This is a genomic window from Bifidobacterium sp. UTCIF-39 (assembly GCF_006408715.1).
Classification (GTDB): Bacteria; Actinomycetota; Actinomycetes; order Actinomycetales; family Bifidobacteriaceae; genus Galliscardovia; species Galliscardovia tissieri.
Map to the genome: position 1 here is coordinate 14,388 of NZ_JEOG01000006.1, position 22,340 is coordinate 36,727.

A 22,340-nucleotide genomic window follows, 5' to 3' on the forward strand; every position below is an offset into this window, starting at 1 on the left:
TATTGCTGAATTCCTATCGGTTCTTGCAGTGTCATATATCATTTATGATAGTTTTTCCGTTACTTCTAACCAGTTGGGATGGCACTGCAATGGCGCAACAGGAACGACCGCAACGCGCGGTGATCGTTAATTCGATGATCTCGGATCGCTTTGAGATCTACCATGTGGACTCCCAGGTGGTAGAACACGCGCAGTTGCACTACCACGACTTCCACGAGATCAACTGCGTGCTGCAGGGCACCGGCGTGTTCCATCTGGGCGGCAACGAGTACGCCACCGAACCCGGCACGGTCACCTTCGCCCACAGCAACGATCTGCATAACATCGTGCGACAGTCAAGCAACTACTACGAACGCGCCTACATCTACGTGCGCGACGAGTTCCTGACGTCCCGCTCCACTGCCAACACCGATCTGACGACCTGCTTCAACGACAATGGCAAGCCGACCAGCCGCGTGATCCGCATGGATCCCGAAGTGCTGCGCCGTCAGATCGTCAGACTCGACGAGCAGCCGGATGGCTCCTACGGTTCGGATCTGGCATACGAGCAGCGCTTCCTCGAGTTCATGGTGGAACTCAACAAGGCCATGGCGAATTCCGCCAATGACGTGACGCCGAGCAGCAAGCCAGTGTCGTCGCTGATCGTCAATGTGATGGAGTACGTGAACGAGAACCTTGCCGGAGACTGTTCACTCGACGCCATCGCCGACCGGTTCTACATCAACAAGTACTACCTGTCGCGCCAGTTCAAGAAGAACACCGGCCTGAATCTGCACGAGTTCATTCTCAAAAAGCGCCTGCTGCGGAGCAAGGAGCTGCTGCGCGAGTCGGGCAGCGCGCAGAACGTCTACCGGCAGTGCGGCTTCGCCTCGTACACGCATTTCCTGCGATGCTTCAAGCAGGAGTTCCACATGACGACGAAGGAGTTCCTCAGCCGCAACGACAGTACCGACGTGGTGCATTTCGCCGCACACGAGTAGCGTATAGCGCACGCGCGGTCACGCCCACCAAGCACGCCCGCGCGTGGCACCCCGCCCACCCGCCGCGACTCAGCCAGCCTCCTTCCCATGCCGCAGCGTCTCGATGTAGGCAAGCACGAGAGGCGCCACACCCTTGGCATCGTCGCGCACCTTCGGTTCGCGCATGTAGTAGTCGAACGTGCCCTCGCGATGGTCCGTGTTGCCCAGCCCCGCCACCAGACAGATGTTGTCAAGCGTCAGTCTGCCGTCCTCCTCGCTGAGACAGGTGTCGCAGATGCCCGCGAACGCCTTGCGCCCGTAGTCGTAGTAGCGTTCGTCGAGCACGCCAAGTCGCGCGCCCTTCATGATGGCGTTGGCGAAGATCGCAGAGCCCGACGTTTCGAGATAGTTCGGCGCGATTCGCCCCAGATTGATCACCTGATGCCACATGCCCGTGCCCGGATCCTGATACGGCAGCATGGCGTCGATGAGTTCGACGAACATGCGTCGCAGTACGTCGCGCTCGCCGCTCATGCTCGCGGGCATGAGCTCCCAGGTGTCGATGAGCGCCATGGCGAACCAGCCTTCGGCCCGCAGCCAGAAGTTGGCGGACAGTCCGGTCACCGGGTCGCACCAGAACTCCTTGCGCGAGGAGTCGTAGGCGTGGTAGTAGAGCCCGTTGCGCTCGTTGCGCATGAGTTCGCGCACCACCTCGAACTGGTGGATCGAGTCGGCGCATGCGCGCCCGTCGCGGAAGCTCAGCTCGTACTGCATGTAGAACGGCTGTGCCATGTACAGGCCGTCGAGCCAGATCTGGTTGGGGTAGATGAGTTTGTGCCAAAAGCTCCCCTCCCTCGTGCGGGGCTGATGCTCGAGCTGCCCGCGGATGACGTCCATGGCCTTGCGGTACCTGTCCTTGCCGGTGATGGCGTACAGCTGGTGGAGGGTTTTGCCGGCGTTGACGTTGTCGAGGTTGTATTCCTTGGGATCGTAGTATTTGATCGTGCCGTCGTCCTGTACGAAATAGTCGATGAATCGGTCGGCGAAGTCGAGGTAGACGTCCTTGCCGGTGATCTCATACAGTTCGATCAGCGCTTTGATCATGCATCCGTCGATGTAGTTCCAGGTGTTGGGCTTGCCGGCGCGGATCTTCTCGATGTTCCATGCCGGGGCCTGCGGGGTGCTGGTTTCGATCAGCTGATGGATGTAGGTGTTGAGAATGCGGGAGCTGCCCATTCCGATGCCTCTTTTCGTTGGACGACGAACACTACGATGGACGACACGATGGACGTGTATGGCAAAATGACGACCGGCGGCAAAGGTGAAAATGGAAGGGAAACCGCCGGTCGTCAGGTATTCGGTTATGGTTATTCAGTTGTACGGATATTCAGTTATGAGTCACGTGTGTGAGCGCGGCCGTGGTGGATCAGACCTCCTCGACCTGCGTCGGCTTCACGCCGAAGTTCATCTTGCGACGCTCGGGAAGCTCTGCCTTGATGCGCTCCAGCTCTTCGGGGGTGTGATTGCCGATGGTGTTGTGGCCGAAGCAGATCTCGTACTGCACGCCGGTGAGCTCCTCGCAGATGCGCTTGACTTCGGGATCGACGTCCTCCATGCGTCCGCCTGCGGCGATGCGGGCGCATTCGGCGATGGCGATCTCGTCGTTCTTCTTGTCCATCTTCATCAGCTTGGCGGAGAGCATGCCGAGCAGGCTCAGTCCACCCACGCCGAAAATGAGCACAAGGACGATGGTGGTGTGCACCGCCGCCGGCTGGTCGGCTGCGGCCACCTGCTTGTCGGCGGTGGATTCGATGAATCCGGCGGCGGACAGAGAGATGCCGAGGATGGCCACGACGGCGGAGTTCATGAGCTTGCCGCACAGGTGCATAGCGGCGGAGAAGGTGCCTTCGCGACGGCGTCCGGTGACGATCTCGTCGGCGTCGGCCACGAACAGGTAGGTCTGCCACGGGATGTAGTACACGGCACCGGTGCCGAGACCGAACACCACCACGATGGAGGTGATGGCGACCATGCCGGCGGCGGACGCGGCGTCGAGGTGGAAGATGCCGCAGCACGCGTAGGCGATGGCACAGGTGACGATCACGCATTCGGCGATGATGTACGGCTTGCGGAAGCCGATCTTGGCGACCAGCGCCATCGCGGCCACGGTGGACACGACCTGCAGGATCGGGCTGAGCGACTGCCACCAGGAGGCATTGGACTTCTGCAGCATGAGCACGTAGACCACATAGTAGGAGAACGTGGAGTTGAACAGCCATTCGGCGCCGAAGCCGAACAGGTACATGCCGAGCAGATGGCGGAAGGTGCGGATGCGCAGCGTGGAGAAGATGTCGACGAACAGCTTCTTGACGGCTTCGATCGGGTTCTCCACCTTCTCCATGGTGGTGGCGTCGACCGGACGCTCCCATGTGGTCAGGTACACGGAGAGCATGGCGAGTGCCATGATGACGCCGAACGCGAGTCCCATGTAGAAGAATGCCATGGGGTTCTTCTCGCCGAAGGTGACGAAGAAGATGCCGGGCAGGGATGCGGTGAGGAAGTTGGCGCCCTTGCCGAAGATGGAGCGCAGTCCGGACATGTAGGTGCGTTCCTTGAAGTCGGAGGTCATTTCGGCGGGGATGGCGTCATAGGGGATCATGACCATCGTGTAGATGAGGTTGTAGCACAGGTAGATCACGAAGTAGTACCAGAATGCGCCGGGGATGACGATCCACATGAGCGGGTTGAGTACGCCGAGCACGGGGACGGCGAGCAGGATGAAGAAGCGGCGGCGACCGAATTTACGGCCCAGCCAGGTGTTGTTGAATGCGTCGGAGATGAATCCGGCGATGGGGTTCATGACAACGTCGGCGATGAGGGCGAATGAGTAGATGAAGGTGGCCTGGGCCATGGTCAGGCCGCAGTAGGTGGTGTAGAAGATCGTCAGCCATGAGGCGCTGATCGCCAGCGCGCCGGAGCCTACGAGATTGCCCGCGCCGTAGCCGAGACGTGTGACCAGCGTGATCCGACGCTTTTTGCCGGTGTTCTCTGCCATGTGTTCTCCTTTGAAATCCTTACGAACGATCCGCCGCTGCGCCGCATGCCATCGTTGCATGACGCTTGTTGTCTTCGCGGCGACCGTGCCGTTGTTGGTTGCAATCCTATGTTGCATAAATCGAATCGATATGTTTTGTTGCCATTGTTTTCATTGTTTTTGTTATCGTATTCAAACATCCATGTTTCATCACTGAAACCATTGATATTCCAACAATAATCACAGGTCACGCCAAACGCAAGGTCATGAAAAGCCCTTACAACACTCGACATTAGTTGCATATTCAGAAGAACGTTTCTTTATTTCGTTGCATATTTTCACACTTACTGAAGCAACAAAAAGGAGCCGTGCAACACGGCTCCCCGATCCGCCCAGGCCAGCATCCATCGTCAGAACGCCCCGGCCGAGCTCACCCCGCCACCCCTCCCGACGGAATCACTCCACGCCGTCAAGCAGGGCATGGGCATATCCGTGGAGCTCGGACCGCGTAAGTCCATGACCACGCAGATACGACCACTCAAGCACCAGCATCAGGACGTTCGCATAATGGTCGGCGACCAGTTCCACAGGCAGCGAATGCCGCTCCGCATCAACGCAGGAGCGCATCAGCTCGCGGGAACGGCGCGTAATGAACGCACGAAGGCTGGCGAACATCGGACCGCCGACCGGATTGTGATCGAGAACGCCTTCCAGCATGGCCGCATTGCCCTCGAGCACATCGGCCATCATGTCGAGCGCGACATCCACGCGCCGCGCAGGTTCCGTCGACTCGAGATCGTCGATCCGCATCCGTCCGGACAACGCGATCCAGCAGTAGTTCAGCAGATCATCGCGATCGTCGAAGTAGTTGTAGAACGTGGCGCGCGGGTATGAGCTGCGCTCGCAGAGCTCGTTGATGCTGATTGACGCAAGCGGCTTGGTCTGCAACAGCTCCATCATCGCACCGGAGAAGGCTTCGAGCGTGCGCACGGTGCCGCGCGACAGCTTTGCATCCAGATCCTTTTTCATACGTTCCCTCCTGTGTTCGGCACACCCAACGATTCGGCGTGTCGCCATGCATGACAATGGTTTCACCCTATCCCATCGTCCAGAATTTTACAAATGTCAAAATTTGAATTATCGTAAATTTTAGACAGTTGCAAAAGATTGGTCAACTGATTACCAGTCACATGACATGAAACGGAGGACCCCATGACCCAGCACACCCCCAACGTCGCCGAACCCCTTACCCTGCCCTGCGGCGTCACGGTAAAGAATCGCTTCTACAAGTCGGCCATGAACGAGGCGATGGCCGGGCGCGACTGCGCCCCCACCAAGGAGCATGCGCATCTGTATCGCACCTGGGCCGACGGAGGCACCGGCATACTGGTCACCGGCAACGTCATGGTCGACCGCACACAACTCGGCGAGCCGGGCAACGTGGCCGTCGAGGATGAACGCGACATCGACATGCTCCGCCGCTGGGCCGCCGCCGGAACCCGGAACGGAGCCCACTGCTGGATGCAGATCAATCACCCCGGCCGGCAGTCCCCCATCACCATCAACCAGCACCCATACGCGCCCAGCGGAGGCAAGCTCAATGGCGAATACGGACGGTTCTTCGCCGAACCGACCGCGCTCACCATCGAACAGATCCACGACATCGTGCGCCGCTTCGCCACAACGGCGAGTATCGCCAAAAAAGCCGGGTTCACCGGCGTGGAGATCCACGCGGCACATGGCTATCTCATCAGCCAGTTCCTCTCCCCCGAAGACAACCGGCGCACTGACGAATACGGCGGCGGCATCGAACATCGCGCACGATTCCTATTCGAGGTGTTCGATGCCGTGCGCAAGGCCGTCGGCCCGAAATTCCCGATTGCCGTCAAGCTCAACTCCAGCGACGTGCCGATCGCAGTGAAGGTCGACGAACGGGGGGCCTTTGCCGGCTTCGACGAGGATGAATCCATCTGGGTCATGAAACAGCTGGAACAGCGCGGCGTGGATCTGATCGACATCTCCGGCGGCACACTGGAAAAACCCGTCATCCAGACCAACAGCGGCGCGATCGAGGACCATCGACGCGGTGTATACTTCACCGAATTCGCCAAGCGCATCAAAGGGGAGATCTCCGTCCCGGTGGCGCTGACCGGCGGATTCCGCAGCGCACACGACATGGAGCTCGCGCTGACCGAGGGCATCACTCAGATGATCGGCATCGCGCGGCCGCTGGCGCTCGTCCCCGATCTGCCGAATCGCATCATTCACGACCATTGGAACGGAACCGTCGACCTGCCGTGGGTGACCACCGGATTCAAGGCTCTTGACCGCGCATTCGGCGGCATCCTCGTCATCAGCTGGTTCGAACTGCAGATGAATCGCATCGGCCGCGGACGCCGACCGAATCCGCGAATCGGCGGAATGCGCGCCCTATGCTTCGCGATCGGCAAGCATGGCCCGGCGGCGCTCACGCCGCGACGCCGCAAGGGACACCAGTGAGCGGAAGCAGCCAGCGCCCCGCCGCAAACGCTAGCGCGTGGATCGACGCAGGAGGATCGGGGACTCACGCTGGAAGCACAGCGGCTCGCCCACGGGATCGTGGATGCGTCGGGCGAGCAGATCCACGGCGGCGCCGGTGATCCATTCGAGGTTCGCGTCCACCGTGGTCAGCGGCGGCACCATGTGCGCGGCGTCGTACACGTTGTCGAAGCCGACCACCTGCACGTCGTCGGGGATGGATCGGCCCAGCTCGCGCAGCGCGAACATCGCGCCGATGGCCAGCGGGTCGTCCAGGCAGATCACGCCGTCGAAATCCACGCCGGAGTCGGCGACCTGCATCATCGCGCGGTATCCGGTGCCGATCGTCCACCCGGACGTGGTCACGCCGATCAGTCGCGGATCAAGCGTCACGTCGTGTGCGCGGCACGCCTCCAGCACGCCGCGCACACGATCCCAGCCACGGGAGCGAACGGCAGGGTCCACGACACGCCCGTCGAACACCCCCTGCGGGCCGATCAACGCCAGCCGTCGGCTACCCTTGCGAATGACCAAATCGGTGATGTTACGCCCATCCGCCACGTTGTCGGCCAAGACCTGATCGACCATGCCCGACGTCGGGCACAATCCCAGACAGACGATCGGAAACGGCTGACGGAACGCGTTCGGATTCACCTCGTCGCCGCCCACCAGATAGAGCAGCATGCCGTCGCACGCTCCACGGCGGGTTTCCAGATAGTCGTTCGCGGACAGACCGTAGTCGTCCTGATACGCCACCACATTGACCCGATATCCGCTTGCCCGTGCGGACGAGATCACCGCCGACGCCAGTTGGGCGCGATACGGCCTGGTCACCGTGGGCATGGCAAGCTCGATCACACACATCGTTCCTACTCCTCCGATGAGCCGTGGAATCCGCCAAGGCTGTCACGCACCGCCAGCGACGACGGCACCGCGGCGTACGACGCGAAATCCTCGGTCACTCCCCCGGCCATGCGCCGCAACAGCAGACGGGTGGCGTTCACGCCGAGCGCGTTCGCCGACATGCGGATCGACGACAGCGGCGGCGTGCTGGTCTGCGCGGTCACGTCGTCGTTGAATCCGACGATCAGATAGTCGCGCGGGCATTCAAAACCCCGTTCACGCATACGTGCCATGAACCCCAGTGCCATCGCATCGTTGAACGCCATCACGGCACCGGTGGGATCCTCAAGATACTTGTCCACATACGCGGCCCCGCCCTCAAACGTGGGTTCGCCGGGCCACAGCTGCACGACCTCAAGCCCCTTGCGCTCGCATGCCGACTGCAGTTCGCGGAATCGAGCGCCGGACGACCATACGGAGTTCGGGCCGGACAGGTAGGTCACCCTGGTACGGCCTCGCACGGCGAACAGGTCAGCCGCCTGACCGATGCCGGTGGAGATGTCGACCACGATGCTGGTCACGTTGCGCACGTTGCGGTTGGTAACCACCAAGGGATGGTCCTCGGCGTAGTCGCGCAGCATGGGGTTCGACATCTTGGGCGACACCATGATCACGCCGTCGACCAGGCTCATGGTCTTGTCAAGCACCATGCGCTCCCAGGCGACGCTGTCACGGGATTCGGCGATCACCAGACCATAGCCGTGTCCGAAGCATTCGTTCTCCACACTGTGCACGATGGCCGCGGCATACTGGTCGGTCACATCAGGCACGACGATGCCCACAAGATGGCTCGACGAATCGGGCCGTGCAGCCGAAGTCTGCTCCTCGGCGGACGGCAGCTTGTATCCCAGACGCTCGGCCACACCGACGATGCGCCGAGTGGTCTCCGAGCTCACGCGATCCGTGGCACTCAACGCACGGGAGACGGTGGACGGGGAGACGCCGGCTGCCTTCGCCACATCACGAATCGTGACCTTCTTCATCGCACATCCTTTGCATGGTGTCGTCGTATGACGCCAACCGATAGCACAACAACTTCCTCGAAAAGTCTATCGACAGTCTACCGCCTCACAGCAATCGGCATCGTATGCGAATTACGGCAGGAAAGGCAAGAACGGATAGTCGTCCGACAATTCATGATATTTAGGCACGGGTTCGTTCGCGTTCCGTTCTGCCTACGATGCGGAGGAGACGACATCGCCGTCCCGATCACGCAAACCGTCCAAAGGAGGACCGATGATCCGCAAAACGTTCACAATGCATCTATACCCCGGCATGGTGGAGGAATACGCCAAGCGCCACAACGAACTCTGGCCGGAGATGAAGGCCATGATCCACGAATACGGCGGGCACAACTACACGATCGCATTCGACGATCGAACGAACACGCTGTTCGGCTACATCGAGGTGGAGGACGAGGACCTCTGGGCGCAGTCCGCGGATACGCCGATCAACCGCAAATGGTGGGATTTCATGGCTCCGGTGATGGCGACGAATCCCGACAACTCCCCCGTGTGCGAGGATCTGCGCGAAGTGTTCCATCTCGACTAGCGCAACTACACACCACCCCAGCAGCGTTCGTACGGCTGGCCGGTGAGCCGCTCGACGGTCTCACGCACATGTGGTTCCACATCGTCCTTGTTGCCGCCGTCCTTGAGCCGTTCGATCTCATGCAGCACGATGAGGTCGCTACGCTGGTCGAGCGTGAACCGGCGGGACACGATGAACGCGATGATGAAGCCGATCGCCAGCCATCCCAAGCAGACGAACGCCACCGCGTTCACCGCGGACGACGACTGGGCACCCGACTGATCCGGTTTGAACCCGGAGAACGCGAGAAACGCGCCCACGCCCATCGATGCGAGCCCGGAGAAGATGAATCGCAGGAACGTGGTGATGCCCGAGAAGATCGACGCGCGATTACGCCGGGTCACGATCATGTCCACGTCGGGAATGAACGGGAACACCAGCCACGGCACCGTGCCGGCCAGCGAGCGGAACACGAACCAGATGATCGCCGACACGATCACGTACGCGGTCCATACGCCTTCGGGCAGCACCGGCTCCAAACGCCACGAGACGAACAACAATCCCAGACCGATGAGCGCGCCCGTGTAATCGACCGCATACAGGTTGCGAGGGCCGATGTGCACGAACAGCCATCCCCACAGCGGCTTGAAGAATTCGGCGATCACGGCGAACGACAGCAGCATGGACGCGAACGCGGCCGTCTTGCCCAGATCGAACACCACGAAATACACGAAACTCTGCGTGAAGATGTCCATGAGCGTCAGGCAGATCAGGTACAGCGTGATGTGCACGCGGAACGTGGCGATGCGGAACGTGGTCGCGTACTCGGCGGCCACGTGACCGATCGCCTGCATGATCTCACGCGCGCTGCGCCGATGTTTGGCGGCACGTCGACGGGCGAGCTCGGCCTCGCCGAATCCCGCCTCCTCGGGGGTGAGCTCCCAGGTCAAACGCGACGACGTGAACGTGACGATCGCGAACGCCACGGTAATGATGGTCACGAACGTCTGATACGAGTAGGCGTGCCACTCCCCCAGCCAGGTGAGTATGGCCGTGGCGGCGAACGGGATGATCACGCCCGACATGCCGGAGACGAACATGCGCACGGTCGACAGCAGCGAGCGCCCGGCGAAATCGCGGGTCATCTCGCCGGGCAGCGACGAGTAGCAGACGCCGAACATCTGCTGCAGCGTGACGTACAGCACGTAGACAAAGAAATACAGCACCTTGGGCATGCCGGGGATCCACATGAGCAACGTGACCAGCACGAGCGGCGAGACCATCATGACGAAGAACCGCCGACGGCCGAAGCGTCGTCCGAGCCGGAACAGGTAGAACCGTTCGGACAGCACGCCGAAGATGATGGCCGAGCATGCGCTGAGCATGGCCGCCGCACCGATCATGCTTTGCGCGGTGCCGATGTCGAATCCGCAGAAACGCGTCCAGAACACCGACAGGTAGGTGCCGGTGAGAATGGCGCTGCCGCCGCCGTAGACGTCGCCGATGGCGAATCCAAGCGCATCGCCGAATGTGATCTTGTCGTGTGATTTACGACGTGAGTCGTGTGAATGGAATACGCGTGACTGGAATCTCACCGGTCACCCCTTCTTTGCCTCTCATGTCCTCGTGCGCACGTGCGCGAATACGGGTGACATGCTACCGCGCGTCATCCGCGACATGAAATCATTCGCCACTTCTTTCCAAAAACGCCTTTCCATATGCGGCGCCATATGCCACGCATCGGATTCCACGGATCTCCAGTCCCTCGCAGCGGTTCGCCACGATGTCGTAGGCGCCGGATTCGTCGTCCGCGCTGCCGAGCGTCACATCGCGAAACACCATGCCGCGGATCGGCGTTGCCGGAGCTGGCAACCCCTGGATGTGGATGGCCTCCCGCGGAGCCCCGGCGTCCACATCATCCGGCAGACCGCCGAGCAACCGCACGCGTTCGAACCGGAAGTCCTCAAGCACCGGCGGGGTATCGGCGCCGATGCCGTCGTCGTTGTATGGCACGGCACGGATCACCCCACGTCGCATCACCGTGTCACGCACGCGCAGACCGCGCACCCAGCCGCCTCGCTTCAGCGTGGTTTTCACCTCCACCCCATACCAGAGTCCGCTCAGATCGCAATCCCACACGTCCACGTCCTCGACGCCGCCACTCATCTCACTACCGATGGCGAGCGCATGCCCGCCTTCGGATGCCCGGCAGTCGAAGATGCGGATGCGTCGGGTCGGGCGGGCGATCACGTTGCCTTCCGGGTTCTTGCCGGATTTAATGGCGATGATGTCGTCGCCCGTGTCGAAGTCGCAGTCGAAGATCGTGCAGTCCTCGCTGGAGTCGGGGTCCCAGCCGTCGCCGTTCCATACGCCGTGCGAGCGGAACGTGCATCCGTGGGTGACGATGTGATCGGAGTAGATCATGTGTACGGTCCAGCTGGCACCATTGGCGAAGGTGACGTCGGCGAATTCCACGTTTGAGGCATTCGCGACGGTGATCAGTCGTGGGCGTACCCGGCCGGGTATGGTCTCGGGTTTTTCGTAGTCGTCAAGCGATTGGCCGGTTACGGTGAGTTCGGCTTCCACCCGTCCGCGTTCCCGTTCGATGACGGCTTCGGCGAGGGCCCGGCCGCCGCCGGCGATGGTGCCGCCGCCGCGGATGACGACGTTCCGGCATGTCGCTCCGGCGTTATGGTCAAGGTGGCCGATGGTGATGAGGCTGGCGTAGCAGTCGAGTTCGATGCCTTCGAACCGGCTGGGTAGCATAGGAAGATAATCGAGGGGGTTCGCGGTTCCCTGCAATACGGCTCCGTGTGCCACCACAAGTTCGGTGTCGGCGTGCATGCGCAACGCGCCGGTGAGGAATACGCCTTCGGGGATGAGCACGGCGTCGCCGGGACCGCAGTCGTCGAGCGCACGTTGGATGGCGGCGGTGTTGAGCGTGCGTCCGTCACCGGTGGCGTTGTAGGGGCTGCCGGTCACGTCGAGCAGGCGTTTGTCGGAGCCGGTGGTGAAGGTGCGCCGTCCCAACGGTATGCGGTCCGGGTTGGATCCGCTCGTCTCCGTCAGCATGTCCACGGTAATGTCGTACGAGCGTTCCGGTTCGAGTCCGTCGATCGTGCAGTGGGTGTGGGACACGCGACGAGTGCGTGGACCGTGATCGTTGTCTCCGACCTCGCGCATGTGAATCTCATAGATGACGTCACTCGTCGCATTGTCGGGTTTGGTCCAGTACACGGTCATCGTATCGGCGTCGGCGCGGGCGTTGATATCGACATCGGACACGCATGCCGGCGTGGTTTCGGTTTCTGTTGCCACGAACTCATTCTCCTCGAGATGTCTTGCACTACGAAAGGCCGTGCGATTCCTGCCAGTCGTCGCGCGGCCTTCGTCATTCGGCTGATCGAACCAAGTTTCGCACGATCGGGTCAGTCCTGCCAGGCGGTTTTCATCGCGTCGAAGATCTGCTGATCGGTCTCATGGTTCTCCATGTTCATGATCACCATGACATCCTTCTCCCACTTGGGATATAGGAAGTCTCGCTTCCACTGGTAGTAGTGGGGGCCGTCGCCCATCGCCCGCAGATATCCCATCAGCGTCTCAAGCACCTGGGCGGTCTGCTTGACGTCGGTGAGACAGTCGTTGCGCCAGAATCCGTGCCATTTGCCGTGTTCGCGGGATCTCATGGCTTGATCGGCTGCGAGATACTCCTCGCGGGCAAGACCGGCATGGTAGAAGGCGTGACGCCAGTGGTCGGCGAATCCGTCCTGCAGGGCGCGGCAGGTCAGAGCGGCACCCGTCGTGCAATGACGGTACAGCCTCGCCTGCAACAGCACCGAGTCTCGGATGAGTCGAGCCGCATGCACGTCGGTCTCCTCCGCCTGCAACGCGGCGATCTCATCCACGCGGTCAAGTGCGCGGTAGCGTGTTGCCCCCTCTTCGCAGAGCGCACGGTAGTAGCTCACCTGATCGGCAAGATCATGTGCATCAACGCCACCGAGGTCGCACATCCAGGCAAGGTCGGGGTCGGCGTGGTCACGGTCGCGCATGAACTGCACGGCAAGCATGCGCGGCACATGGTTGAAGAACTGTTCGCCGGCCTTGTCGTCCCAGTTCGGACCGTAGGACACGGCCGCCTTCCAGTAGCCTTCGATGCCATCGACGACTGACCTGATGACGGTAAGATTCGGGGCCTCGTCATCCAGTTGAGGCTCGGGATCCCTATCCTGCCGGGACGGGGAGAATGTGCACAACGGCGAGTGCAGTCCACCGCCGAAGTATCGTGCGGCATACTCGTATTCGGCCGCGTCGACGTCCACATGTCCCTCGCGCCACAGCCGGGCGATGAGATCGAGCGTGAACGCATGCGGCTTGATGTTCGAGGAATTGATGATCCACAGGTCGTTGCCGCCACGGGCGAACACCGCTTCCAGCTCTCGTACCATATCCCTCGGATTCACGCACAGCGGCGTGATGTGATTGGCCGCCTGCAGATCGTAGAACGACGCATGATAGTAGATGCCGTTACGCCCGGTATCGGCAGCGTCAGGCATGGCGTCGATACGAGGATTGTCGTTGCCCTGACGGCGACTGACCATACGCCCGAATCCGTTGTCGGACCAGATCTTGATCACGTTGTCGGGGAAGCGCAGCACGCCCTTGCGGTACAAGTCCATGGACTCCCCATACAGGTACACGCTGCAGGGAGCGTCAGGATCGAGCTCACGCACCAGATCATACTGTCGACGAATGACCTCGCTCATCACCTGTCCGCGCGCCTCGTCGGTAGTGTATCGGGGGTCCGAGGCCCAGAACGGCTTGTCTCCCTGGCCGCGGAATCCCAACGTCCAGATGGTACGGCCATCGCGGTTCGCCTCCACCGCCCGGCGCCACAATGCCTCGAATCGGTTTTGCTCCTCGGGCCATTTGGGCTCTACGCCCGGATAGGCTTCGGAGAACATCTGCGCCCCCAGCGGGGTGGCGTGATGCTGATTGATGTATAGACCCATGCGGCGAGCAAGCGCCAGATGCGGTTCACCTCGCTGCCCGGACCCTGGAATGACCGTATTGCCGCCCAGACGCAGGATGGTTTCAAAGGCGCGACGCCACGGCAATTCCGGATCGTTGTTCACCGACCAGTCCTCAAGCAGCACCTCGTCGTTGATGAAGAATCCCTTGTACCGTACGGCGTCCGGTTTGGATTCGATGCGGAAATCGTCGACGATTTCAATGGCGGCGGTCGGTTCGATGTGCTGATCGTTCCAGAACCACAGATCGGTCACGCCAAGTACGGTTCGGCTGATGGCATACAGTCCGTGGATGAATCCAAGATCGTCGCCGGCCTCGAGCAGCAGGTCACCGTCCTGCACCCGGATTGCATACCGTTCCGGTACGGCGGCCTCCGCGGGTTTGGCGGTCAACGTGCGCAGACGAATAATGCCGGCATCGCCGTGTGTCGTCACGCTGTTGGTGGAACGACCGAGTCGTGCGGCAAGATCGCGTTCAACGTCTTCGATGGCGTAGCGGACTGATTCAGGCACCGTCGCCAGATCAGATGTGATGATGCGAGTATCACAGTTGAGATGAATGGACATCACAGTTCCTTTGCTGATGGAGGATTCCCTTCCGCATCCGTTCCCCGTGCATATCCGATGCCGGGCATGGAAAAGGGTGCCGTTCCGAACCGTGATGGCACGGACCGGCACCCCTGGAAAGGAAGTGAAGGAAACGAGATGGGGGTGTCGCTACTACTTGAGGCCGGAGGTCACCGATCCCTCGATCAGATACCGCTGACCGAATAGGAAGACGATGAACACCGGGATCAGGGACACGGTGGACATGGCGAACAACGGTCCCCAGCTGGTTCCCGAGGTGGCGTCGGCGAAGTTACGCAACGCCACGGCCACGGTGAGGTTCTGGGGCTTGGTCAGGTACAGCAGCTGGCTGAAGAAGTCGTTCCACGTCCAGATGAAGGAGAAGATGCCGCAGGTGGCCAGCGAAGGCAGGGCGTTCGGCATGAGGATCTGCCAGTAGATGCGGAACGGGCCGGCACCGTCCACCTTGGCCGCCTCGTCGAGGGATCGAGGGATGCCGCGGAAGAACTGGACCATAAGGAACACGAAGAAGGGTTCGGTGGCGAGGAACTTCGGCAGGATCAGTGGCACGAAGGTGTTGAGGAATCCAAGCTTGGACCACATGATGTACTGCGGGATGATCATCACGTAGATCGGCATCATCAGCGTCATGAGCATGTATCCGAAGGCGACGTTCTGACCACGCCACTTGAGTCGGGTGAAACCGTAGGCGGCCATGGAGCAGCTGAGCATGTTGCAGATGATTGCGCCGACGGTGATGATCAGCGAGTTGAGCAGGTAGCGGCCGAACGGGTAGGACTGCGCGTCCCAGCCCTCCTTGTAGTTGGCCCAATCCCAGTCGGTGGGGATCAGGTTGATGTTGCGGAAGATGTCGGCGTCGTCCTTGAGGGAGCTGGAGACCATCCACAGCAGCGGGAAGATCATCACGAATCCCACTACCAGAAGGATCACATGCTTGACGACCGCCACGATACGGCGCTTGAGTACGGGGTCCATGCCATTTCGTTCGGCCACGGGAACGGCATGTGTTGCGGTTGCGGTATTAGTCGGCATAATGCACCCACTTCTTGGAGAACAGGAAATTCAGTCCGGTCAGCACGCCCACGATGAGCACGAGCAGCCAGCCGAGTGCGGCGGTGTAGCCCATGTTGCGGGCGGATCCGAATGCCTGCTGGTACAGGTAGAGCGCGTAGACGAGGGTTGAATCGGTCGGGCCACCGGTACCGCCGGAGACGACGAACGCCTGGGCGAAGTTCTGGAAGCTGTTGATGATGCCCATCACGAGATTGAAGAAGATGATCGGCGTGAGCACGGGCACGGTGACGTGGCAGAACTGCTGCCACTTGTTGGCGCCGTCAAGAGCCGAGGCTTCGTAGAGCTCCTGGGGCACCTGGCGCAGGCCGGCAAGGAAGATGATCATCGAGGAACCGAAGGTCCACACATGGAGCAGAATCAGCGTCCAGATTGCGGTTTTCGGGTCGCCCACCCAGGAATGGCCCATGGAATTGATGCCAAACCATTCGGCAACGGTGTTGATGATGCCCTGCGCACCGAAGACCTGACGCCACAGCACACCGATGGCGACGGAGCCGGCGAAGAGCGAAGGAAGGTAATAGACGGAACGGTAGAAGGACAGTCCGCTGACGCCCTTGTTAAGCACCACGGCGAGCAGCAGCGCCAGAGCCAGTGCCAGCGGCACACCGACGATCACATAGAGGAAGGTGACCTTGAGCGACTGCATGAGGCGTGCATCGGAAAGCATCTTCACATAGTTGTCGAGTCCGACGAACTTGGGACTGCCGATCAGTCGATATTTGGTCAGGGACAGGCCGATGGACACGATCATCGGGCCCAGAGTGATGAAGATCACGCCAAGGAACCAAGGCAGCATGAAGATATGCGCCGCCCGTTCCTCGCGTCGCACCGCGATCGGCGCACGTTTGAACACTGACATGGGAATCCTCTTGTATTGACGAATCTTTGGGATTAATGGAAAAGAGTGGGTGGCCGGACTTCCAATGGAGGATGGTCGGGGAAAGTCCGGCACCGGATAGATGTGACAGATGGACGGAGAATGATTCGGCCTTCCACCCGTCATGCATTCATGGAATGGAATTCGGTCGTGGACCCTACTTGGTGACGGCCTGATCCATTTCGGACTTGAAGGTCTTGGCGGCATCCGCCGGGCTGGCCTTGCCGAACATCACCGATTCGTGGGCGCGTCCGTAGGCGTCGGTGATCACGGTGGCGGCACCGGGGTTCAGCGGGATGTATGCCTGGGTGTTGACCTTCTGGCTCTTGGCGACCCAGTCGGCGAAGCGCTTGTCGGAGTCGGACAGCTGTCCCTCGACGACCTTGGCCATATCCGGGTTGGCGGGGACGCCACGGTCGAGACCCATGATCTTGGCGGATTCCTCGTTGTTCACCAGGAAGTCGACCAGCTTGGCGGCAGCCTCCTTGTGCTTGGTGTTGGCGCTGATGGAGACGAAGGTGCCCTGCTTGGTCCAGCCGCCGCGGTCCTTGGCCTGGGATTCACCCGGCCACAGCACCGGCTTGAGCTCGTGTCCGGCTGCCTGTTCGAACTGGCTGAGCTGATTCATGGAGATCACCGTCATGCCGGCCTTGTCCTGACTGATGAGCTGCTGCTCCGGAGCGTTGCCTGCCGCGAACAGCTCCTGTGCCTGATCGGCGGTGTTGGTGGCACCCTCATCGATCCACTTCTTTTCCATGGTGAAGAAGTCGGCGAGCGTATTGGTCTTGAAGGCCACAGCCTGATCGCCCTTGGTGCCGAATGCCTCGTCGTGCTGGCGCACCCACAGGTTCGCCATCTGCTCGGTCATGTCGAGCGTGTAGCCCACGGCCTCGCCGCCGGACTTTTCGGAGATCTGCTTGGCGGCGTTTTCGAAGTCGTCCCAGCTCCAGGTCTCATCGTCGGGGACTTCGACGCCGTACTTCTCGAACACCTTAGGGTTGATGATCATGCCGTGGCCGGAGACGCCCATGGAGACGCCGTACTTCTCACCGTTGTCGCCGGTGGCACCGGCGAAGGTGTCATCGGAGAACTTGGACAGATCAAGATTGTCGGACACCTCGTTGAGATCAAGCAGCGAACCGTTATCCATGTAGTCGTTCATGAACGGGTCGATCATGGTCATCACGTCGGGCAGATCACCAGCTGCGGCGGAAGTCGACAGCTTGGTCATGTAATCGTCGTAGTTGGAGGTCTCGGTTTCGACCTTGATGTTCGGATTGGCCTTTTCGAAGGCGTCGATGACCTTCTCCTGCGCCTTGGCGCGGGTGTCGGAACCCCACCAGTTGAAGCGGATGGTGACCGGGCCGGAATCGTCGGACGAGGCGGAGTCGTTGCCGCAGGCTGCCAGCGAGAACAGCATCGCACCGGCAGCACCGGCTGCGAGAAGCTTCTTGATGGACGTCCTCATAGTATTCTCCTTTGAATTTCTCTTCATAATGACGAGCGGGGAACCACTACGTCCCCTTCTACGTCTGACGAGGTCGTGACCGTTGCGTCATCTTCCTTGTCTTGATGATCAGAATACACATGTATTTCATTTTTTTCAAATCGTGTCATTTTTTTGCATTCGGTCATTCACTCTGTTGCAAATAACCTATACTTACAGGGAGGCTACGATCACGGTCCCAGCGAAGACGCATACGACCAAAGCCCAGTATTTTCAAGCAATCGCCTCAGATGAGCAAAGGAGCACCATGACAATGACACATGATGAACCATATGGATATCTGTTCGCCCATTTCACTGGAACGGAGCAAACTCCCGACGACGAACAGATCTATTTCGCACTCAGTCGCGACGGACTGCGTTGGCACGACCTTCGCGCATACGGCGATCCAGTGCTACGCAGCCCACTCGGCGAGCGCGGCGTGCGGGACCCCTATATCGTGCGCGAACCGGACGGCCGGGGTGCGTTTCTCATCGCCACCGACCTGAGCATCCATCATCGTGGCGGCGACTGGGCGACCTCCGACGCAAAATATCGTGGCAGCACGTCGCTGGTCGTCTGGCACAGCAATGATCTGGCGCATTGGGACGAGCCGTGGCTGCTCGACGTGGCGTCATCCATTCCCGACGCCGGCTACGCGTGGGCGCCGGAGGCGATGTGGGACGAACGGCATGGACACTATATGCTGTACTGGGCCACACTGAGCGAACCGGACAATACGATCGGCGACCCGCAGAACATGTATCTGGCCACGACGACGGATTTCCGATCGATCACGACTCCCGTGAAATGGGTGGACCGCGAGCGCACCTGCATCGACGTGACGATGATGCGCGTCGGGGATTGGTATTACCGCGCCAGCGCCGGCGACGGCATCATTCACATCGACCGGGCGAGGAATCCTTACGCCGTGTCGGTGGCACCCCGTTTCGCCGATGAGACGGGCGATGCGAATTCCTGGTCGTTCGTCGCGGATCTTGACGCGATCTTCGCGCCGTCGTTCAACGATATCTGCGGAGGCAAGCCCCGGTCGCATGAGCTGGAGGGGCCGGAACTGTTCCGGTTCAATCCCCCCGACGCCATCGTGGACGGTCGTTCGATGCCGTTCGGTCTGATCGCCGATCGGCATGCGGAGCACGACGGCTACATCGCGTTCCGCAGCGCGAACCTCGACAGTGCGGACGCTACGGATTGGGCATATAGCGATGTCGATTTCGGCACGCTCAAAAAAAGGCACGGTACGATTCTGCCCGTAAGCGAACAGGAGTACCGCGCCTTGGAGACCTTGGCCCGCTGAATCGATCACGCGCGACCCGTGACCACATCCTCATGTTTGAGCGCATAATACAGCGCCCAGTCCTGATCATTGGCCCACGGGTCGTCGCAGGCCGCACGCACACCGTTCACCGTACGAGGGAACACGTGGGCGCACGTGGCCGAACCATCGTCATGGATGAGCGTCAGCACGGCACGTAGGTTCGCCTGTGCCCGGGCGGCATACCCGGCATCGATGTCCCCGGCCTGGGCGAACACATCGCCGGTGATGGCACTCCAATAGTGCGGGAATGTGTCGCCGAACAGCTGCATTCTGCCGAACCAGTAGTCGTCCCAGTGGCGCAACGCCACCTCGTTGAGCCGATAATGCGGCTGATGCCCGTCGAACAATGACAGCAGTTCAAGCTGTTCGGCCGCTTCATCCCGGTATCGACGCTCCCCCGTCAACCGGAACAGTTCGGTCAGGACCGACGCTGCCGGCCCGACGATGCTCTGCTCATAGTTCACCTCGTGCGCCGGATAATGCCGTCCGTTGGCCGCCAGTCGGTCACCGTGACGTCGATACAGCGACAGCAGTTCGTCGGCCTGCCGTTCACGCCCCGCTTCCCGCAACAGGGTGATTGATTCGTAGACGGGGATGCCGATGGCGTAGAACCGTTCGCCGCCCTCCTGATAATACCGTCGCTGACAGGCGATCATGCGGTCGAGCCATACCGGATCAGCGTAGACCCGGTACGCATCCATGAACAGGGTCGCCATCCATGGATAGTTGTACAGCCGACGGTACGAGTTGTCGCGTGGCATATCGTTGTACACCTCGCCCGTAGTCTCATCGACGAGTTCACGCAGCACGTAGTCGAGATACCGACTGAGACTGCACTGCAGACCATCGTCGGAATGCCGTTGCAGATACCGGGCGATCATCGCCCCCATGCCCACGCGTTCACGGCCACCGTTGTGGTCGTTCCAATGGCCGTAATACTGCATTCGCCGGTCGTTGTCGTAGACAAGATAGGCTCCGTCCAGATGACTGTCGACGTCATGGCACTGCTGTAGTTCGGCGATGAACCGGCATCGACGGGACGCGAGATCATCAAGGGGCTGGAGCACGTCGACGACCGCCACCGATTTCCTGCCATTCACGTCCACGCAGTATCGGCGCTCGCCGCATCGGTCGGCGGGCACGGTTACGTCAACAATTTCATGGGCGTCGGCTTCATGAGTGCCGTTGCCATCATTCGCGCCGTCGGCACCGGTGTCGTGCCGGAACGGTATGACGATGCCGTTTTCGGTCACGCGTAGCCGTCGCGCACCGGAATCGCCGTCAGCGTCCGACCATTCGGCACGGAGATGCACACTCTCACCCTTGAATGCCACATACCGATCGGCGTCAAAGCTCACAAAGCCCGGAACGCGTGCAATATGGGCACGGAAATCCTCATCATCGTCGTACCAGAACAGTTCCCATTCCAGCACGGATGATTCGCCGGGATGCAGGATCATGTCGGCGGGATGCACGACGAACGCGCCTCGGTCGTTGCTCAGATGCTCGAAATTCCGTTGCACGCTGTAGCCGTCGAGCTCGCCGCGGGTGAGTGCGAGGCCGAGATTGCGGGGACCGCCGCCCATGCGTTTGGCCTGAATGTACGCGCTTGACCCTTCACACCATAGGTGGGTATGACAGCATTGGGTGAGCGTGATGTCGGCATCCTCGTAGTAGTCGGGGAAGGCGAGCACGATGCCGAGCATGCCGTCCTGCAGATAGAGATCGTGACTGTCCGGATTGGTGAACGTGATGGTTTCCCGCAGGCCGGATTCGGTGAGCGTTCGCGCCACCGTCACGTCCAATGGTGCAGGTTTGGTTCGCCCGAATCGTGCGGCGCAGATCACGTCACCCCAATGATGGTCGTCGTCACGCCCCTTCACCCAGTTCATCCGATGGGGATCGTCTGGATGTCGCAGGACTGTCAGACGGCCGTCATCATCGAACGCCAGATCGAACATCGCACCCGTCTGCTGCGGAATCGTATATCGAATCGTCATCATCCCTCATTCCATTCTGCTATCAGGCCACACCGCCATAGCGGACGTATTATGACGATCACATCGTCATGCAAGAATTTACCAAGAAATGACCGCAGTTGCATTTTTTGCAAAATTTTGCAAAAAGCTGATATCATACCGTTATGTTCATCAGAATCGCCCAAAGCTTCAACACGATATCAAGGTCGATCATCGCGTTCCTCATTCTTGACATCATTCTCATCACCACCACGCTGCCGTGGAACATCGTGGTCATGTTCACCGACTCGTTCTCGGCACTGTCGATCTCCATGCTCGCATTGGTCGCCGTGATCGCCTATACGATCTCCTCCCCCGCGCTGGCCGCGGCGTTCGCCGCCTACCGTGACTCGCCGATCATGCGATACGGCGAGAACGACGATGTGCGACTGCGGCGCAACCGTACCTATGAATCCATCGCTGCCGTGGCCGACCCCTACTGGAGCGTCGAGGAGGAGAATCGTACGGCCAGGCCCTATCTGCGTGCCTACGTCTCACTGTTCGGGCGTTCGCTGATCACATCGCTCATGTTCGGAGCCATCCTCGCCGTACTGGTCGAAGCGCTGTGTCTGGCATTGTCCTCGCCAAACGGCAGCATCGTCGCGGCGGTGCTCATGGCACTCTCGGCGATCACCATCGTGGCGCATATGACGGCGCTGAATCTCGTCGTCGAATTTCCGAACGCCCACTATCTGGCGATCCTGCGCAACGGATTCCTTCTTACGGCAGCCAAATGGCCGTTCGCCCTACTAGCCATGATCGTGCTGGCCATCTACATGGGCATGATGCTGCACTGGCCGTGGTTCATGCTGCTGTTCGGCACCGGTCTGGTGTTCTTCTTCCTCTACCACTGCGTTGAGCACATCACACGACATGTGGTGGAGCAGATGATCGCGGAGGAGTCTTGACGCTCCGATGAGCGTACGCGGGGATGTAAACCCCGCGCGCGACGGCCATAATTCATATGGCGGTGTCCGACATCGTTGCC

General features: G+C 60.5%; 18 protein-coding genes. 6 read left to right on the top strand and 12 right to left on the bottom strand.

The window, feature by feature from the left end; all coding sequences use genetic code 11:
* The first annotated feature begins 89 nt into the window (after positions 1-89).
* On the top strand, positions 90-980 hold the full coding sequence (locus EP30_RS03725; protein ID WP_181160773.1) for an AraC family transcriptional regulator: 891 nt from the start codon (positions 90-92) through the stop codon (positions 978-980).
* Between the two features lie 69 nt (positions 981-1,049).
* Here the strand turns inward: EP30_RS03725 and EP30_RS03730 are convergent, their stop codons facing one another.
* Positions 1,050-2,195, bottom strand: a complete 1,146-nt coding sequence (locus tag EP30_RS03730; RefSeq protein ID WP_140556266.1) for a glycoside hydrolase family 105 protein — start codon at positions 2,193-2,195, stop codon at positions 1,050-1,052.
* 36 nt (positions 2,196-2,231) lie between these two features.
* Here EP30_RS03730 and EP30_RS10850 point away from each other — a divergent pair, with 36 nt between their 5' ends.
* A complete protein-coding gene (locus EP30_RS10850; protein ID WP_158216820.1) occupies positions 2,232-2,369 on the top strand; it encodes a hypothetical protein in 138 nt (45 codons plus the stop codon).
* Positions 2,370-2,385: 16 nt separating this feature from the next.
* Here the strand turns inward: EP30_RS10850 and EP30_RS03735 are convergent, their stop codons facing one another.
* Both EP30_RS03735 and EP30_RS03740 read right to left on the bottom strand, forming a co-directional pair.
* Positions 2,386-4,014, bottom strand: coding sequence for an MFS transporter (locus EP30_RS03735; protein WP_140556268.1), 1,629 nt, complete (start codon positions 4,012-4,014; stop codon positions 2,386-2,388).
* A 435-nt stretch (positions 4,015-4,449) separates the two neighbouring features.
* Entirely contained in the window at positions 4,450-5,022 is a 573-nt protein-coding gene (locus EP30_RS03740) for a TetR/AcrR family transcriptional regulator (protein WP_181160774.1), read from the bottom strand.
* A gap of 183 nt (positions 5,023-5,205) precedes the next feature.
* Here EP30_RS03740 and EP30_RS03745 point away from each other — a divergent pair, with 183 nt between their 5' ends.
* Positions 5,206-6,492 (top strand): NADH:flavin oxidoreductase/NADH oxidase family protein, encoded by a 1,287-nt coding sequence (locus tag EP30_RS03745; protein ID WP_094662684.1) that lies wholly within the window; start codon positions 5,206-5,208, stop codon positions 6,490-6,492.
* Positions 6,493-6,522: 30 nt separating this feature from the next.
* Here the strand turns inward: EP30_RS03745 and EP30_RS03750 are convergent, their stop codons facing one another.
* Together EP30_RS03750 and EP30_RS03755 are read right to left on the bottom strand one after the other, a co-directional pair.
* Entirely contained in the window at positions 6,523-7,374 is an 852-nt protein-coding gene (locus EP30_RS03750) for a substrate-binding domain-containing protein (RefSeq protein ID WP_140556273.1), read from the bottom strand.
* Between the two features lie 5 nt (positions 7,375-7,379).
* On the bottom strand, positions 7,380-8,396 hold the full coding sequence (locus EP30_RS03755) for a LacI family DNA-binding transcriptional regulator (RefSeq protein WP_140556275.1): 1,017 nt from the start codon (positions 8,394-8,396) through the stop codon (positions 7,380-7,382).
* Between the two features lie 253 nt (positions 8,397-8,649).
* Here EP30_RS03755 and rhaM point away from each other — a divergent pair, with 253 nt between their 5' ends.
* Positions 8,650-8,964, top strand: a complete 315-nt coding sequence (gene rhaM, locus EP30_RS03760; RefSeq protein WP_140556277.1) for an L-rhamnose mutarotase — start codon at positions 8,650-8,652, stop codon at positions 8,962-8,964.
* A gap of 5 nt (positions 8,965-8,969) precedes the next feature.
* Here rhaM and EP30_RS03765 read toward each other — a convergent pair whose 3' ends face one another.
* From EP30_RS03765 to EP30_RS03790, 6 genes are all read right to left on the bottom strand, one after another.
* Complete coding sequence (locus EP30_RS03765; RefSeq protein WP_140556279.1) at positions 8,970-10,538, bottom strand: MFS transporter; 1,569 nt, start codon at positions 10,536-10,538, stop codon at positions 8,970-8,972.
* An 88-nt stretch (positions 10,539-10,626) separates the two neighbouring features.
* On the bottom strand, positions 10,627-12,261 hold the full coding sequence (locus EP30_RS03770) for a glycosyl hydrolase family 28 protein (protein ID WP_140556281.1): 1,635 nt from the start codon (positions 12,259-12,261) through the stop codon (positions 10,627-10,629).
* 110 nt (positions 12,262-12,371) lie between these two features.
* Positions 12,372-14,537, bottom strand: coding sequence for a glycosyl hydrolase 115 family protein (locus EP30_RS03775; RefSeq protein WP_140556283.1), 2,166 nt, complete (start codon positions 14,535-14,537; stop codon positions 12,372-12,374).
* 153 nt (positions 14,538-14,690) lie between these two features.
* Positions 14,691-15,590: a carbohydrate ABC transporter permease gene (locus EP30_RS03780; protein ID WP_181160775.1), complete on the bottom strand. Its 900-nt coding sequence runs from the start codon at positions 15,588-15,590 to the stop codon at positions 14,691-14,693.
* Positions 15,580-16,491: a carbohydrate ABC transporter permease gene (locus EP30_RS03785; RefSeq protein ID WP_140556285.1), complete on the bottom strand. Its 912-nt coding sequence runs from the start codon at positions 16,489-16,491 to the stop codon at positions 15,580-15,582. Before EP30_RS03785 ends, EP30_RS03780 begins: the two co-directional genes overlap by 11 nt.
* A gap of 175 nt (positions 16,492-16,666) precedes the next feature.
* Complete coding sequence (locus tag EP30_RS03790; RefSeq protein ID WP_181160776.1) at positions 16,667-17,977, bottom strand: ABC transporter substrate-binding protein; 1,311 nt, start codon at positions 17,975-17,977, stop codon at positions 16,667-16,669.
* A gap of 292 nt (positions 17,978-18,269) precedes the next feature.
* Between EP30_RS03790 and EP30_RS03795 the strand changes: the two genes are divergently transcribed.
* Positions 18,270-19,313, top strand: coding sequence for a glycoside hydrolase family 43 protein (locus tag EP30_RS03795; protein WP_140556288.1), 1,044 nt, complete (start codon positions 18,270-18,272; stop codon positions 19,311-19,313).
* A 5-nt stretch (positions 19,314-19,318) separates the two neighbouring features.
* Here the strand turns inward: EP30_RS03795 and EP30_RS03800 are convergent, their stop codons facing one another.
* A complete protein-coding gene (locus tag EP30_RS03800; RefSeq protein ID WP_140556289.1) occupies positions 19,319-21,337 on the bottom strand; it encodes a hypothetical protein in 2,019 nt (672 codons plus the stop codon).
* A 140-nt stretch (positions 21,338-21,477) separates the two neighbouring features.
* On the opposite strand from EP30_RS03800, the gene EP30_RS03805 reads away from it, so the two are divergent.
* Positions 21,478-22,260, top strand: coding sequence for a hypothetical protein (locus tag EP30_RS03805; protein WP_140556290.1), 783 nt, complete (start codon positions 21,478-21,480; stop codon positions 22,258-22,260).
* Positions 22,261-22,340 lie beyond the last annotated feature (80 nt).

Excerpts from the sequence above, each read along its gene's own strand:
- EP30_RS03745 (WP_094662684.1), top strand. The coding sequence starts at position 5,206 with ATGACCCAGCACACCCCCAACGTCGCCGAACCCCTTACCCTGCCCTGC.
- rhaM (WP_140556277.1), top strand. The coding sequence starts at position 8,650 with ATGATCCGCAAAACGTTCACAATGCATCTATACCCCGGCATGGTGGAG.
- EP30_RS03805 (WP_140556290.1), top strand. The coding sequence starts at position 21,478 with ATGTTCATCAGAATCGCCCAAAGCTTCAACACGATATCAAGGTCGATC.
- EP30_RS03730 (WP_140556266.1), bottom strand. The coding sequence starts at position 2,195 with ATGGGCAGCTCCCGCATTCTCAACACCTACATCCATCAGCTGATCGAA.
- EP30_RS03795 (WP_140556288.1), top strand. The coding sequence starts at position 18,270 with ATGACACATGATGAACCATATGGATATCTGTTCGCCCATTTCACTGGA.
- EP30_RS03780 (WP_181160775.1), bottom strand. The coding sequence starts at position 15,590 with ATGCCGACTAATACCGCAACCGCAACACATGCCGTTCCCGTGGCCGAA.
- EP30_RS03785 (WP_140556285.1), bottom strand. The coding sequence starts at position 16,491 with ATGTCAGTGTTCAAACGTGCGCCGATCGCGGTGCGACGCGAGGAACGG.
- EP30_RS10850 (WP_158216820.1), top strand. The coding sequence starts at position 2,232 with ATGGACGACACGATGGACGTGTATGGCAAAATGACGACCGGCGGCAAA.
- EP30_RS03800 (WP_140556289.1), bottom strand. The coding sequence starts at position 21,337 with ATGATGACGATTCGATATACGATTCCGCAGCAGACGGGTGCGATGTTC.
- EP30_RS03755 (WP_140556275.1), bottom strand. The coding sequence starts at position 8,396 with ATGAAGAAGGTCACGATTCGTGATGTGGCGAAGGCAGCCGGCGTCTCC.
- EP30_RS03735 (WP_140556268.1), bottom strand. The coding sequence starts at position 4,014 with ATGGCAGAGAACACCGGCAAAAAGCGTCGGATCACGCTGGTCACACGT.
- EP30_RS03775 (WP_140556283.1), bottom strand. The coding sequence starts at position 14,537 with ATGTCCATTCATCTCAACTGTGATACTCGCATCATCACATCTGATCTG.
- EP30_RS03725 (WP_181160773.1), top strand. The coding sequence starts at position 90 with ATGGCGCAACAGGAACGACCGCAACGCGCGGTGATCGTTAATTCGATG.
- EP30_RS03740 (WP_181160774.1), bottom strand. The coding sequence starts at position 5,022 with ATGAAAAAGGATCTGGATGCAAAGCTGTCGCGCGGCACCGTGCGCACG.
- EP30_RS03750 (WP_140556273.1), bottom strand. The coding sequence starts at position 7,374 with ATGTGTGTGATCGAGCTTGCCATGCCCACGGTGACCAGGCCGTATCGC.
- EP30_RS03790 (WP_181160776.1), bottom strand. The coding sequence starts at position 17,977 with ATGAGGACGTCCATCAAGAAGCTTCTCGCAGCCGGTGCTGCCGGTGCG.